We start from the raw sequence: 13,508 nt of genomic DNA on the forward strand, positions 1-13,508 counted from the left end.
CCTCATTCTCCCGCTCCGCCGTGCAGGCTCTGCACCGGGTGGGCGGTGAGGTCCTGCACAGCGCGCAGGTCACCGTGGATCTGGTCGGCCGCCGCGTACGCGCTGGCGATGCACGCCGGGATGCCGACGCCGTCGTACTGCGCGCCGCACACCGCCAGGCCCGACAGCTTGGCCACGTGCTCGCGGATGCGGGCCACGCGCGCGTGGTGGCCGACGGGGTACTGGGGCAGGCCGTCGTCCCACCGAGTGACCCGGGTCTCGACGGGGGTCGCGTCGAGACCGGTCGCCGCCTTGAGGTCGTGCCGGGACACGTCCACCAGCTCGTCGTCCGCCCGCTGGAGGATCTCGGTCTCTCCATACCGCCCGACGGAGGTGCGCAGCACGACGAGGTCCGGGTTCCGGTCGGCGATCCAGCCCCACTTCTGCGAGGCGAAGGTGGACGCCTTGATGGTGCGCCCGTCGACCGGCGGCACGAGGAACCCGCTGCCTTCGGGGAGCACGGTCTCGGCGCGGCGGTAGGCGAGGGTGACCAGCGCCATGGAGGCGTACTCGACGGCGGAGAGCTCGGCCGCGGCGGCGGGGGCCTCGGCGCGCAAAAGGTCGGCGGCGACAGGAGCGGGTACGGCGACGATCACCGCGTCGGCGTGCAGGACACGGTCGCCGGTGACGACCCGCCACCCACCGGAGGACTCCCGGCGCAGCTCCGTGACGGCCGCCCCGGTGACGATCTCGCCGCCCCGCTCCCGCACCGACTCCGCCACCGCGAGCGGCAGGCTGCCCACTCCGCCCTCGATGCCCATGAAGACGGGTCCCGTCTGCTGGGCGGCGGCCGCCTTCGCCTGGATCTCGCGGACCCCCTCCGTGAGCGAGTGGTGCGTCCGGGCCGCCTGGAAGAGCTGGGGGACCGCGGAGCGCATCGAGATGCGGTAGGCGTCGCCCGCGTAGACACCGCCCAGCAGGGGCTCCACCAGGCGGTCGACGACCTCACGGCCCAGCCGCTCGGCCACATACGCCCCGACGGCCACGTCCTCCCCCACCTCGGTGCGCGGCAGGTCGGCGTCGCGCTCGATGCGGCGCAGGCCCTCGTCGGAGAGGACGCCGGTCAGGGCGGAGGCGGTGCCGGGGACGCCCATGACGTGCCCCTTGGGCATCGGGCGCAGGGCGCCGCGCGTCCAGATCGCGGCGGACGCGGTGGCGGGCGGCTGAAGGCGGTCGGCCAGCCCCACCTCGCGGGCGAGGGCCACCGCCTCGGGGCGGCGCGCAAGCATCGACTCGGCGCCGAAGTCCACCCGCGCGCCCGCGATCTCACCGGGCAGCAGCTTGCCACCGACCCGGTCCGACGCCTCCAGAACGGTCACGCGCGCCCCACCCCGCACCAGCCGATGGGCAGCGGCCAGCCCGGCGACGCCGCCCCCGATGACGACGACCTGCCCCACACCCGTACGACTCTCCGTTTCGCGCATGTCCCCAGCCTCTCAGACCCCACTGACAGTTCCCCGCGCCCCTTTTAGGGGCGCGGGGAACTGCGCGACCAGCCCCCACGGCGCCGCAGACAAACAACCGCAGCGCCCCAGGTGTCCGGCACGAGTCCCGACCGTGACCTCTTCGGGACCGTTACCGGCCAACGTCCCGGCCTGCCCCGGCGTCGAAGAGATGTCAGTCGTCACCGACCCTCGGGGGGTAACCGCACATGCGCACACGACGTTCCGTACGACCAGTTCCGGCGCTGGCCGGCATCCTGCTGGCCGCCGCCCTCGCGCTGACGGGCTGCACCGGCGCGGATGACAGCGCCGGCGGCGACAGTTTGGCCGACAAGGCCGCCGCGCCGAACGCCCAGGAGGGCGCCGCGGGCACCGAAAGCGACGCGAGCGGCGCCAAGGCCGACGCCCCGCCCAAACTGTCCGCGAGCCACATCATCCGCACGGCCTCACTGACCGTGCAGGTCAAGGACGTCCCGAAGGCCCTGGACGAGGCCCGTACGACCGCCGAGAACGCGGGTGGCTACGTCGGCAACGAGACCACCACCCGCGACGAGAAGGGCAACGAACGCACCCGTGTGGTCCTGCGCGTACCCGTCGATCAGTACGCGGAGGTCCTCACCGATCTGGAGGGCGCGGGCAAGCTCCTCGACCGCACGGCGAAGGCGCAGGACGTCACCGAGCAGGTCGTCGACGTGGAGAGCCGCATCAAGTCGCAGCGCGCCAGCGTCGCCCGGATCCGCGAGCTGATGGACCAGGCGACCAGGCTCAGCGATGTGGTCACCCTGGAGGGCGAGTTGAGCACCCGCCAGGCCGACCTGGAGTCCCTCCTCGCCCAGCAGACGTCCCTGAAGGACCGCACGACTCTGGCCACCATCACGCTCTCCCTCTCGGAGACGCCCGTGAAGAAGGAGGCCGCCAAGGACGACGACCCCGGGTTCGTGGACGCGCTCACGGGCGGCTGGGACGCGTTCGTGTCGGTGCTGCGCTGGATCGGCGTGGTGATCGCGGCGGTGCTGCCGTTCGCCGCGGCGGCGGCCCTGCTCGTCCTGCTCTGGCTGCGCCTGATCCGCCCCCGGCTGCCCCGTCGCCCGGCCCCCGCGCCCGCGATGAGCGCGCTGGGCCCGATCCCGACGGCGCACCCGGCACCGGAGCGCCCCCGCGGAGAGGACGAGGACTGAGGGTACGGGCTTGAAATGCCCGGCCCCCGTAGCGTGTTCGCATGAACATGAGCGCTGCAGGGAGTGCACGGGAACGACTGGTCGTGATCGGCGGCGACGCCGCGGGGATGTCCGCGGCGTCGCAGGCCCGCCGCCTCAAGGGCCCGGACGAGCTGGAGATCGTGGCCTTCGAACGCGGCCACTTCACCTCGTACTCGGCGTGCGGCATCCCCTACTGGGTCGGCGGCGACGTCCCCGACCGGGCCCAGCTGATCGCCCGCACCCCCGAGGAGCACCGCGCCCGCGGCATCGACCTGCGCCTGCGTACCGAGGTCACGGAGATCGACGTCGACCGACAGCGCCTACGCGCGCGTGACGTCGATTCCGGCGCCGAGTCCTGGACGTCGTACGACAAACTCGTGATCGCCACCGGCGCCCGCCCGATCCGCCCCGACATGCCGGGCGCCGACGCCCCCGGCGTCCACGGAGTCCAGACCCTCGACGACGGCCAGGCCCTCATCGACACGCTGGCACGCACGCGTGGCTGTATTGATCACGCGCCTACGGAGCGCCAAAGCCTGTGTCGAGACCACGACCGTGCTCAGCCCTCCGGGCCTCCGCGCGCTCGTGGTCTCGACACAGGCGCGCTCCTCCGGCGCGGGCGCGCCGTGGTCGTCGGCGCGGGCTACATCGGCGTCGAGATGGCCGAGGCCCTCATCAACCGCGGCTACGAGGTGACGGTCGTCAACCGCGGCAGCGAGCCCATGTCCACCCTCGACCCGGACATGGGCCGCCTGGTGCACGAGGCCATGGAGGGCCTCGGCATCACCATGGTCAACGACGCGGCGGTCACCAAGATCCTCACCGGCGACGACGGCCACGTGCGCGCGGTGGCCACGGAGGCCGCCGAATACCCGGCGGACGTGGTCGTCCTGGGCATCGGCGTCCGCCCGGAGACCACCCTCGCCGCCCAGGCAGGCCTCCCCCTAGGCACCCACGGAGGCCTGCTGACCGACCTCTCGATGCGCGTACGCGGCCACGCCGACATCTGGGCCGGCGGTGACTGCGTAGAAGTCCTCGACCTGGTCTCCGGTCAGGAACGCCACATCGCGTTGGGCACCCACGCCAACAAACACGGCCAGATCATCGGCACCAACATCGGCGGCGGCTACGCCACCTTCCCCGGCGTCGTCGGCACAGCCGTCAGCAAGGTCTGCGACCTGGAAATCGCCCGCACCGGCCTCCGCGAAAAAGACGCCCGCCGAGCAGGCCTCCAATTCACCTCGGTAACCATCGAATCCACCAGCCGCGCCGGCTACTACCCCGACTCCAACCCCATGACAGTCAAAATGCTCGCCGAACGCCGCACCGGCCGCCTCCTGGGCGTCCAGATCGTCGGCAGAGAGGGCGCAGGCAAGAGGGTCGACATCGCAGCAGTAGCCCTCACAGCACGCATGACAGTGGAACAAATGACGGCCTTGGACCTCGGCTACGCGCCCCCGTTCTCCCCAGTCTGGGACCCGGTACTAGTAGCAGCCAGAAAGGCATCAAAGGCGGTACAACAGCATGCCTAAAGGGGCGCGGGGCTGTGCCCGATATGCGGCTCCGCCGCCTGGGCGCGACAAGCCACAACGAACCCGCACCCCGCAAACAACCCGCACCCCTACGGCGCACCCCGACAATCAACCAGTCCCGTTGATCCGGTCAATAGCCTGACGCGCCTGCTCCGCCGGAGGCCGCGCCGGCAACGACGAAACCGACCCCGTAGAAACCGCGGCCGGCTGCTCCCCGGAGGGCCTCGCATGCGCGGCATTCCGCGCGGACCGCAACCGATGACTGACGGCCTCGTCCAACGTCACCGGCCGCTGCATCTGCGCGGCAAGCCGCCCCGCCTCCTGGCCGAGCCGGGCAATGTCCTCCCAGGGCAGATGCAGCACCAGGGAAACTTCGGCCTCACCATCGGGCAAGGCGTGAATGGGAGGAGTAACTCGGTCGTTCATCGCCTGTTCCTCACGTCATCCCCGCGGAAGCGCCATTCCGCGGTCGGTTGAGGAGACATACGCACGCGCACACGGCACCGTTCACCGATTCGCCACCCTCATCGGGGGCACTACTTCCTTGTGGTCATCCCCGTCCATGACGTGAACCCGACGCGCCGCACCCCTTGGGTGACGTACGCGCTGATCGCGACGAACGTGGTCGTCTTCCTGTCCATGCCGGGCATAGCCGGCTCCGTGGCGGGAGAGAGCAGCCTGGCCCAGCTCTGCCACCTCCAGGCCTTCCTCGACCACTACGCGGCGGTGCCAAGGGAGTTGATCCACCATCAGCTGCCCCAGCTGGTGCCCACCGGTGACGTCGCCGTCGGCCGGCAGGGACCAGGCTGCGTCGTCGGCCCACCGTCCTACGACAAGTCGCCGGAACTGAGCGTCCTCACGGCGATGTTCCTGCACGGCAGCTGGCTGCACCTGCTCGGCAACATGCTCTTCCTGCTGATCTTCGGCAACAACATCGAGGACCGCATGGGCCATGTGCGGTTCACGCTCTTCTACGGCGTCTGCGGCTACGCGGCGTCGTACGGCTTCGCGCTCCTCAACGCCGACTCCGGCGAACCGCTGATCGGCGCGTCCGGGGCGATCGCCGGGGTGCTGGGCGCCTATCTGGTGCTGTATCCGAAGGCCCGCGTCTGGGTCCTCGTGCCCTTCCTGATCTTCCTGCCGCTGCGGCTGCCCGCCTGGCTGGTGCTGGGCTTCTGGTTCGTGCTCCAGGCCGTGTACTCGTCCGGCGAGGGCATCTCCGACGCGGGCACGGTGGCGTACGCGGCGCACATCGTCGGCTTCCTCGCCGGCATGCTGCTCGCCTGGCCGCTCAAGCAGGGCACCCCACCGCCACCGGAGCCGCGCGGCCTGCTGTTCGGCAGGCGGGCCCGGCCCCGGCACACGTGGTGAGTCAGCGGGCGGTGTGGGTGTGGACGTACTCCACGAGGCGGGTCAGCGCGTCCGGGTCGGTGTTCGGCATGACGCCGTGGCCGAGGTTGAAGACATGCCCCTGAAGGCCGGCCGCCGCGTCGAGGACCTCGCGGGTCTTGGTCTCGACGGCTTCCGTGGAGGCGAACAGAACGGTCGGGTCGAGGTTGCCCTGGAGCGCCTTGCCGGGGCCGACGCGGCGGGCGGCCTCGTCCAGCGGGACGCGCCAGTCGACGCCCACGACGTCCGCGCCGGCCTCGCCCATCAGCTTCAGCAGCTCGCCGGTGCCGACACCGAAGTGGATGCGCGGCACCCCGTACCCGGCGACCGCCTCGAACACCTTCGCCGAGGCGGGCATGACCGAGCGCCGGTAGTCGGCGGGGGCGAGCGCGCCGACCCAGGAGTCGAACAGCTGGACCGCTGAGGCGCCCGCCTCGATCTGCACCTTCAGGAAGGCGGCCGTGATGTCCGCGAGGCGGTCGAGCAGGTCGGCCCACAGCTCGGGGTCGCCGTACATCATCGCCTTGGCGTTCTCGTACGTCCGGGACGGGCCGCCCTCGACGAGGTAGCTCGCGAGGGTGAACGGCGCCCCGGCGAAACCGATGAGGGGAGTCGAGCCGAGCTCGTGCGTCAGCAGGCCGATGGCCTCGGTGACGTAACCGACGTCCTCGGGGGTCAGGTCCCGCAGCCGGGCCAGGTCGGCGCGGGTGCGGATCGGCTGCTCGACGACCGGGCCGACCCCGGGCTTGATGTCGAGGTCGAGGCCGATCGCCTTGAGCGGGACGACGATGTCGCTGAAGTAGATCGCCGCGTCCACGTTGTGCCGGCGCACCGGCTGCAGCGTGATCTCGGTGACCAGGTCCGGTCGCATACAGGACTCGAGCATCGGAATGCCCTCACGCACCTTGCGGTACTCCGGCAGCGAGCGCCCGGCCTGCCGCATGAACCACACCGGCGTATGCGGCACACTCTCCCGCCTGCACGCCCTCATGAAGGCGGAGTCATACGTCACCGTCGGCTGCTTGCCCGCAGGGCTGTCATTGACGCTCACGACGAAGAGTCTCGCACGCCCGCCTGACAACCCAGTCCGAGGGCAGCCAACCCAGGGGCGCGGGGAACTGCGCGCCCAGCCCCCACCGGCCCGCACCCGCCCCACGACAGGCAACCACCCCTCCCCGTAGGCGACCAAACCACCAGCGGCAAGGGTGTCTACCCTGCACCCAGCCCCCGTTCCGCTTAATCTGCACCGCATGGCTGCGGCTCAGGGACAACTCTCGGAAGGCGCTGACGGAATGGACGACGCGAAGGAGGGCGCTGCGCATGAACCCACCGCTCCGCCACCCTTCCGCGCCGCCGTCGACGCGCTGCGCACCGCCCGGCTGCGGCCGCAGGTCGAGGTCGAGCCGACGCGCGCGCCCCAGCGCCTGGCCCCCTTCGCCCACGCACTGGAGGCCACGGTCGTCGACGGCGACCAGGATCTGGCCGACGGCCGCCTGGTGCTGCTGCACGACCCGGCCGGACACGACGCCTGGCGGGGCACCTTCCGGCTGGTGACGCTGGTGCGCGCGGAACTGGAACAGGAGATGGCCGCCGATCCGCTGCTGCCCGAGGTGTGCTGGTCGTGGCTGACCGGCGCGCTGCAGGCGCGCGGACTGACGTACGGCGAGCCGAGCGGCACCGTCACGCGGGCGAGCTCGCACTACTTCGGCGGCCTCGCCGAGCGCCCGTCGGCCTCGCAGATCGAGATCCGCGCCTCCTGGACGCCGCGTGAGGGCCTGGGCGGCGTCCCGGACGCGGCGGCTCACCTGGCGTCCTGGTGCGATCTGCTCGCCCAGGTCGCCGGCCTGCCGCCGGCCGGTCCGGGCGACGCTTCGGTGGTGACCCTGCCGCAGCGGCGGGGACCGCAGTCACGCTGACGGCCACCCCAACGGCCGACGCCCGCCTCTCGCTTTGTCGATACGGCCACTTTCAGTCATGAACGAGCCCTCGAACGAACCGATTCGTTCATCGAGCGATCGACAGCCTGTCCGAATTGCCCTGATTGTTACTCACTAGATCGTGATCTTTCTCTAAAGAAACAGAGGTTTGGTGCCGAAGACGACTGTGACCTAGAAGTCGTCCCCGCACCCCAGGAGGCCTGGTGTCCGTTCTCCTCGAGCAGCCCGCAAGCCTGGTCGCCTACCGCCCGAACAAGCCGACCGCCATGGTGGTCGTGGCCGACCCCCGCGTCCGCTCCACCGTCACCCGCCACTTGTGGGCGCTCGGTGTGCGCGACGTCATCGAGGCCTCGTCCATCGCGGAGGCTCGTCCCCGCATCGGCAACCCCCGCGACATCTGTGTCGCCGACGTCCATCTGCCCGACGGTTCCGGCCTCACCCTCCTGTCGGAGACCCGCGCCGCGGGCTGGCCCAACGGCCTCGCCCTCTCCGCCGCCGACGACATCGGCGCCGTACGCAATGCCCTCGCCGGCGGCGTCAAGGGCTACGTCGTCACCGGCACCCGTACGACCGTCGGGCTCCCCACCCGACCGGGCGCCGCCCCCATCGGCGCCGCCGCCGCCCGTATGCACCGCCGCCCCCCGGGTGCCCCGAGCCACCCGGGCGGCTACCGAGAGCTGTCCGGCCGTGAGGTCGAGGTGCTGCGACTGGTGGCGGAGGGCCAGTCGAACAAGGCGATCGGCGTCTCGATGGGCCTGTCCGCCCTGACCGTCAAGAGCCACCTCGCCCGTATCGCCCGCAAGCTCGGCACGGGCGACCGCGCCGGCATGGTGGCGGTGGCCCTGCGCACCGGAATCATCCACTGAGCCCGAACCGAGCCGCCGCATTCGCCTTCGTGAAGCCGTATTCACCTTCGTGAACTCATGAACGGGACCGGCCGCCGGTCCCGCCTCACCAACCCCATGCGTCGTGAACCGGATCATTCACCGACCTGACTGGTTTACGACCCTCAAGCGCCCGTCGACGGAACGTTCCGTCGACGGGCGCTGTCCATACACAGATACCCTTGACATGTGACCGACGCCCAAGAGACCGCAGCAGACAGCTCACTGCGAACCACCGGAGGCGCCCCTCCGGACGACGGCGGAACTTCTGTTACGGGGGCGCCGAACCCTGAACCGATCCCTTTGCTCGAGCCGCGTGACGGGATTCCGCCGGTCGTCGCCGACGACGCCGCGCTCGCCGAGGTGATCGCCGCCTTCGCCGCCGGTTCCGGCCCCGTCGCCGTCGACGCCGAGCGCGCCTCCGGCTACCGCTACGGACAGCGCGCCTATCTCGTCCAGTTGCGCCGCGAGGGCGCGGGCACCGCGCTGATCGACCCCGTGGACTGTCCCGACCTCTCCGGCCTCGGCGAGGCGCTGTCCGGCGTGGAGTGGGTACTGCACGCCGCCACACAGGATCTGCCCTGCCTCAGGGAAATAGGCATGGTGCCGACGCGGCTGTTCGACACCGAGCTGGCCGGGCGGCTCGCCGGGTTCCCGCGGGTCGGGCTCGGGGCGATGGTCGAGGGCGTTCTCGGCTTCGTCCTGGAGAAGGGGCACTCGGCCGTCGACTGGTCCGCCCGCCCGCTGCCCGAACCGTGGCTGCGGTACGCCGCGCTGGATGTCGAGCTCCTCGTCGACCTGCGGGACGCGCTGGAGAAGGAGCTGGACCGGCAGGGCAAGCTGGAGTGGGCCCACCAGGAGTTCGCGGCGATCGCGGCGGCGCCGCCCGCCGAGCCGCGCAAGGATCCCTGGCGTCGTACGTCCGGGATGCACAAGGTGCGGCGGCGGCGGCAGCTGGGCGTCGTGCGCGAGCTGTGGCAGATGCGGGACCGGATCGCGCAGCGGCGGGACGTTTCGCCGGGCAAGGTGCTGAGTGACGCGGCCATCGTGGAGGCCGCGCTCGCTCTTCCGGCCAATGTGCATGCGCTCGCCGCTCTGAACGGGTTCGGGCACCGGATGGGGCGGCGACAGCTGGAGCAGTGGCAGGCGGCGGTGGATCGTGCGAAGGCGCTGGCCGAAGCGCAGTTGCCGCAGCCGGGTCAGGCCGTCACCGGGCCTCCGCCGCCGCGGGCCTGGGCCGACAAGGATCCAGCCGCGGCCGCGCGGTTGTCCGCCGCCCGGGCCGGGGTTTCCGCTTTGGCCGAGGAACTGAACATGCCGCAGGAGAACCTGATCACGCCGGACACGGTGCGGAGGGTTTGCTGGGAGCCGCCGGTGCCGGTTGACGCGGAGGCGGTGGGGGCGGCTCTGGCCGGGTTCGGGGCTCGGGCGTGGCAAGTCGAGCTGGTGACTCCGGTGCTGGTGGAGGCTTTGTCCGCGGAGGCGCCGTAGGAAGTCCAGTGGTGGAGCGGCTGCGGGTTGTTTGTGGCTGGTCGCGCAGTTCCCCGCGCCCCTTTGGGGCGCTTCAGTACTGCCGACTTCAATGTGACCTTCGCCGCTCCCCCTGCCAGGGGTGTGCAGCTACGTTACCCACAAGTAGCATGGGCCTGAGCGCGCGCTCAGCGCTTGCAACGCAGCAGTGCAGATCCCGCACCTCTGGAGGAGAGCCATCGTGCCTCGTACCGTCAGGGATGTCGTCTTCGTCGACGGCGTCCGCACCCCGTTCGGCAAGGCGGGCCCGAAGGGCATCTACCACGAGACCCGCGCCGACGACCTTGTCGTGAAGGCGATCCGGGAGCTGCTGCGCCGCAACCCCGGTCTCGACCCGAAGAAGATCGACGAGGTCGCCATCGCCGCGACGACTCAGATCGGTGACCAGGGCCTCACCCTCGGCCGGACGGCGGGCATCCTCGCCGGTCTGCCGCAGTCGGTGCCCGGCTACTCGATCGACCGCATGTGCGCCGGTGCGCTGACCGCCGTCACCACCACCGCGGGCTCCATCGCCTTCGGTGCGTACGACGCCGTCATCGCCGGTGGTGTCGAGCACATGGGCCGGCACCCCATGGGCGAGGGCGTGGACCCGAACCCGCGGTTCGTCAGCGAGAAGCTGGTCGACGAGTCCGCCCTGTTCATGGGCATGACCGCCGAGAACCTGCACGACCGCTACCCGACCATCACCAAGCAGCGCGCCGACGAATACGCCGTGCGCTCGCAGGAGAAGGCCGCGAAGGCGTACGCCAACGGCAAGATCCAGCAGGACCTGGTGCCGATCTCGGTGCGCCGCACCAACTCTGAGGCCGGTGAGACCGGCTGGGGCCTGGTCACCGCCGACGAGCCGATGCGCCCGGGTACGACGCTGGAGAACCTGGCCGGTCTGAAGACCCCGTTCCGTGTCCACGGCCGGGTCACCGCGGGTAACGCAGCCGGTCTGAACGACGGCGCCACCGCGTCGATCATCGCGAGCGAGGACTTCGCCCGCGAGCACAACCTGCCGGTCAAGATGCGCCTGGTTTCCTACGCCTTCGCGGGCGTCGAGCCGGAGGTCATGGGCTACGGCCCGATCCCGGCGACCGAGAAGGCGCTGGCCCAGGCCGGTCTGTCGATCGAGGACATCAACCTCTTCGAGATCAACGAGGCCTTCGCCGTCCAGGTCCTGGCCTTCCTCGAGCACTACGGCATCGCCGACGACGACGCGCGCGTCAACCAGTACGGCGGCGCCATCGCCTACGGCCACCCGCTCGCCTCCTCCGGCGTCCGTCTGATGACGCAGCTGGCCCGCCAGTTCGAGGAGCAGCCGGAGGTCCGTTACGGCCTCACCACCATGTGCGTCGGCTTCGGCATGGGCGCCACGGTGATCTGGGAGAACCCGCACCACAAGGACGCCGGAGGCAACAAGTGAGCACCGCTGAACTCCTGAAGGGCGCGGCCGAGCTGTTCCCGGACGAGGTCGTCACCCAGGCGCACGTACGCCACCTCGACCTGCCGTACGGCGCCGGGCGCTTCGCGCTGATCACGCTCGACAACGGCTTCGACCACACCAAGCCGACCACATTCGGCCCGGCCTCGCTGGCGAACCTGAACACCGCCATCGACCAGGTCGAGCAGGAGGCCGCGGCCGGCGAGATCGTCGGTGTCGGTGTCACCGGCAAGCCGTTCATCTTCGCCGTCGGCGCCGACCTCAAGGGCGTCGAGCTGCTGAAGAAGCACGACGACGCGCTCGCCATCGGCAAGGGCGGCCACGAGGTCTTCAAGCGCCTCGCCGGCCTCGCCGTGCCGACCTTCGCGTACTACAACGGCGCCGCGATGGGCGGTGGCGTCGAGGTCGGTCTGCACTGCAAGTACCGTACCGTCTCAAAGGCGCTCCCGGCCTTCTCGCTCCCCGAGGTCTTCCTGGGCCTGGTCCCGGGCTGGGGCGGCTGCACGATCCTGCCGAACCTGATCGGTGCCGACAAGGCCGTCTCGGTGATCATCGAGAACAGCCTCAACCAGAACAAGCAGCTCAAGGGCCAGCAGGTCTTCGACCTGGGCATCGCCGACGCCATCTTCGAGGGCGCCGACTTCCTGGAGCAGTCGCTGATCTGGACCGCCCAGGTGCTGAAGGGCGACGTCGAGGTCGAGCGTCCGGTGATCGACCGCGGTGAGGCCTGGGACCACGCCGTCGCCAAGGGCCGTTTCATCGCCGACGGCAAGGTGCACGGGGCCGCTCCGGCCGCCTACCGCGCCCTCGACATCATCGCCGCCGCCAAGAACGGCGACCTGCAGCAGGGTTACGACGCCGAGGACAAGGCCCTCGCCGACCTGATCATGGGTGGCGAACTGCGTGCCGGTATCTACGCGTTCAACCTGGTGCAGAAGCGCGGCAAGCGCCCGGCGGGTGCGCCGGACAAGAACCTGGCGCGTCCGGTCACCAAGGTGGGCGTGGTCGGCGCGGGCCTGATGGCATCGCAGCTGGCTCTTCTCTTCCTGCGCCGCCTGGAGGTGCCGGTCGTGCTGACCGACATCGACCAGGAGCGCGTCGACAAGGGTGTGGGCTACGTCCACGCCGAGATCGAGAAGCTGCTCGGCAAGGGCCGTATCAACCAGGACAAGGCCAACCGCCTGAAGGCCCTGGTCAGCGGTGTCCTGGACAAGGCCGAGGGCTTCGCGGACGCCGACTTCATCATCGAGGCCGTGTTCGAGGAGATCGGCGTCAAGCAGCAGGTGTTCGCGGAGGTCGAGGCGGTCGCCCCGGCGCACGCGATCTTCGCGACGAACACCTCCTCCCTCTCCGTCACGGAGATGGCGTCGAAGCTGAAGAACCCCGAGCGGGTCGTCGGCTTCCACTTCTTCAACCCGGTCGCCGTCCTGCCGCTCCTCGAGATCGTCCGCGGCGAGCAGACGGACGACGCCTCGCTGGCCACGGCGTTCGCCGTCGCCAAGAAGCTGAAGAAGACGGCGGTCCTGGTGAAGGACGCGCCGGCGTTCGTCGTGAACCGCATCCTCACCCGCTTCATGGGCGAGATCCAGAACGTCATCGACGAGGGCACGCCGGTCGAGGTGGCGGAGAAGGCGGTGGAGCCCCTGGGCCTGCCGATGTCTCCGCTCGTCCTCCTGGAGCTGGTCGGTCCCGCGATCGGTCTGCACGTCTCGGAGACCCTCAACCGGGCCTTCCCGGACCGCTTCACGGTCTCCCCGAACCTCGCGGCCGTCGTCAAGGCGGGCAAGCGCGGCTTCTACGTGTACGACTCCGGGAAGCCGGAGCTCGACCCCGAGGTGGCCGCGCTGCTCAAGCAGGGCGATGTCGTCCTGACCGAGGAGCAGGTGCGGGCGCGCGTCCTGGACGCGGTGGCGCAGGAGATCGGGCTCATGCTCGACGAGGGTGTGGTCGCCGAGGCCCAGGACATCGACCTCTGCCTGATCACCGGCGCCGGCTGGCCCTTCCACCTGGGCGGCATCACGCCGTACCTGGACCGCGAGGGCGTGTCGGAGCGCGTGAACGGGAAGCGGTTCCTGGAAGCGGGCGTGGCCAGCGTCCCCGTATAAACCGCTGATGATGTACGTCGGTGCC

The 13,508-nt window shown here is 70.6% G+C and carries 11 protein-coding genes; 8 read left to right on the top strand and 3 right to left on the bottom strand.

The annotated features are described in order from the left end of the window. Positions 1–2: 2 nt before the first annotated feature. Positions 3–1,463, bottom strand: coding sequence for a protoporphyrinogen oxidase (gene hemG / locus OG828_RS12965; RefSeq protein WP_328501218.1), 1,461 nt, complete (start codon positions 1,461–1,463; stop codon positions 3–5). Between the two features lie 227 nt (positions 1,464–1,690). Here hemG and OG828_RS12970 point away from each other — a divergent pair, with 227 nt between their 5' ends. Both OG828_RS12970 and OG828_RS12975 read left to right on the top strand, forming a co-directional pair. Next, positions 1,691–2,659, top strand: a complete 969-nt coding sequence (locus OG828_RS12970; protein WP_328354630.1) for a DUF4349 domain-containing protein — start codon at positions 1,691–1,693, stop codon at positions 2,657–2,659. A 41-nt stretch (positions 2,660–2,700) separates the two neighbouring features. Continuing rightward, positions 2,701–4,212, top strand: coding sequence for an FAD-dependent oxidoreductase (locus tag OG828_RS12975; protein WP_328501219.1), 1,512 nt, complete (start codon positions 2,701–2,703; stop codon positions 4,210–4,212). A 108-nt stretch (positions 4,213–4,320) separates the two neighbouring features. Here OG828_RS12975 and OG828_RS12980 read toward each other — a convergent pair whose 3' ends face one another. After that, positions 4,321–4,638 carry a hypothetical protein gene (locus OG828_RS12980; protein ID WP_210580873.1) on the bottom strand — a complete coding sequence of 106 codons (318 nt, stop codon included), beginning with the start codon at positions 4,636–4,638 and terminating at the stop codon, positions 4,321–4,323. A 120-nt stretch (positions 4,639–4,758) separates the two neighbouring features. Between OG828_RS12980 and OG828_RS12985 the strand changes: the two genes are divergently transcribed. Continuing rightward, positions 4,759–5,583, top strand: coding sequence for a rhomboid family intramembrane serine protease (locus OG828_RS12985; protein WP_328438000.1), 825 nt, complete (start codon positions 4,759–4,761; stop codon positions 5,581–5,583). Position 5,584: 1 nt separating this feature from the next. Here the strand turns inward: OG828_RS12985 and hemE are convergent, their stop codons facing one another. After that, positions 5,585–6,652, bottom strand: coding sequence for a uroporphyrinogen decarboxylase (hemE, locus tag OG828_RS12990; RefSeq protein ID WP_328501220.1), 1,068 nt, complete (start codon positions 6,650–6,652; stop codon positions 5,585–5,587). Positions 6,653–6,893: 241 nt separating this feature from the next. Between hemE and OG828_RS12995 the strand changes: the two genes are divergently transcribed. The 5 genes from OG828_RS12995 (at position 6,894) to OG828_RS13015 (ending at position 13,483) form a co-directional block, all read left to right on the top strand. Continuing rightward, a complete protein-coding gene (locus OG828_RS12995; RefSeq protein ID WP_328354643.1) occupies positions 6,894–7,517 on the top strand; it encodes a DUF3000 domain-containing protein in 624 nt (207 codons plus the stop codon). Between the two features lie 224 nt (positions 7,518–7,741). Next, positions 7,742–8,404 carry a response regulator transcription factor gene (locus OG828_RS13000; protein WP_155059374.1) on the top strand — a complete coding sequence of 221 codons (663 nt, stop codon included), beginning with the start codon at positions 7,742–7,744 and terminating at the stop codon, positions 8,402–8,404. Between the two features lie 207 nt (positions 8,405–8,611). Continuing rightward, positions 8,612–9,913: a ribonuclease D gene (locus OG828_RS13005; protein WP_328501221.1), complete on the top strand. Its 1,302-nt coding sequence runs from the start codon at positions 8,612–8,614 to the stop codon at positions 9,911–9,913. A gap of 220 nt (positions 9,914–10,133) precedes the next feature. Then, complete coding sequence (locus OG828_RS13010) at positions 10,134–11,360, top strand: thiolase family protein (RefSeq protein WP_328438002.1); 1,227 nt, start codon at positions 10,134–10,136, stop codon at positions 11,358–11,360. Next, complete coding sequence (locus OG828_RS13015) at positions 11,357–13,483, top strand: 3-hydroxyacyl-CoA dehydrogenase NAD-binding domain-containing protein (protein ID WP_328438003.1); 2,127 nt, start codon at positions 11,357–11,359, stop codon at positions 13,481–13,483. Before OG828_RS13010 ends, OG828_RS13015 begins: the two co-directional genes overlap by 4 nt. Positions 13,484–13,508 lie beyond the last annotated feature (25 nt).

This window comes from Streptomyces sp. NBC_00457 (genome assembly GCF_036014015.1).
Lineage (GTDB): Bacteria > Actinomycetota > Actinomycetes > Streptomycetales > Streptomycetaceae > Streptomyces.

What these genes read in the sequence shown, in the direction of transcription:
- hemG (WP_328501218.1), bottom strand. Translation starts at nt 1,463, where the DNA reads ATGCGCGAAACGGAGAGTCGTACGGGTGTGGGGCAGGTCGTCGTCATC.
- OG828_RS12970 (WP_328354630.1), top strand. Translation starts at nt 1,691, where the DNA reads ATGCGCACACGACGTTCCGTACGACCAGTTCCGGCGCTGGCCGGCATC.
- OG828_RS12975 (WP_328501219.1), top strand. Translation starts at nt 2,701, where the DNA reads ATGAACATGAGCGCTGCAGGGAGTGCACGGGAACGACTGGTCGTGATC.
- OG828_RS12980 (WP_210580873.1), bottom strand. Translation starts at nt 4,638, where the DNA reads ATGAACGACCGAGTTACTCCTCCCATTCACGCCTTGCCCGATGGTGAG.
- OG828_RS12995 (WP_328354643.1), top strand. Translation starts at nt 6,894, where the DNA reads ATGGACGACGCGAAGGAGGGCGCTGCGCATGAACCCACCGCTCCGCCA.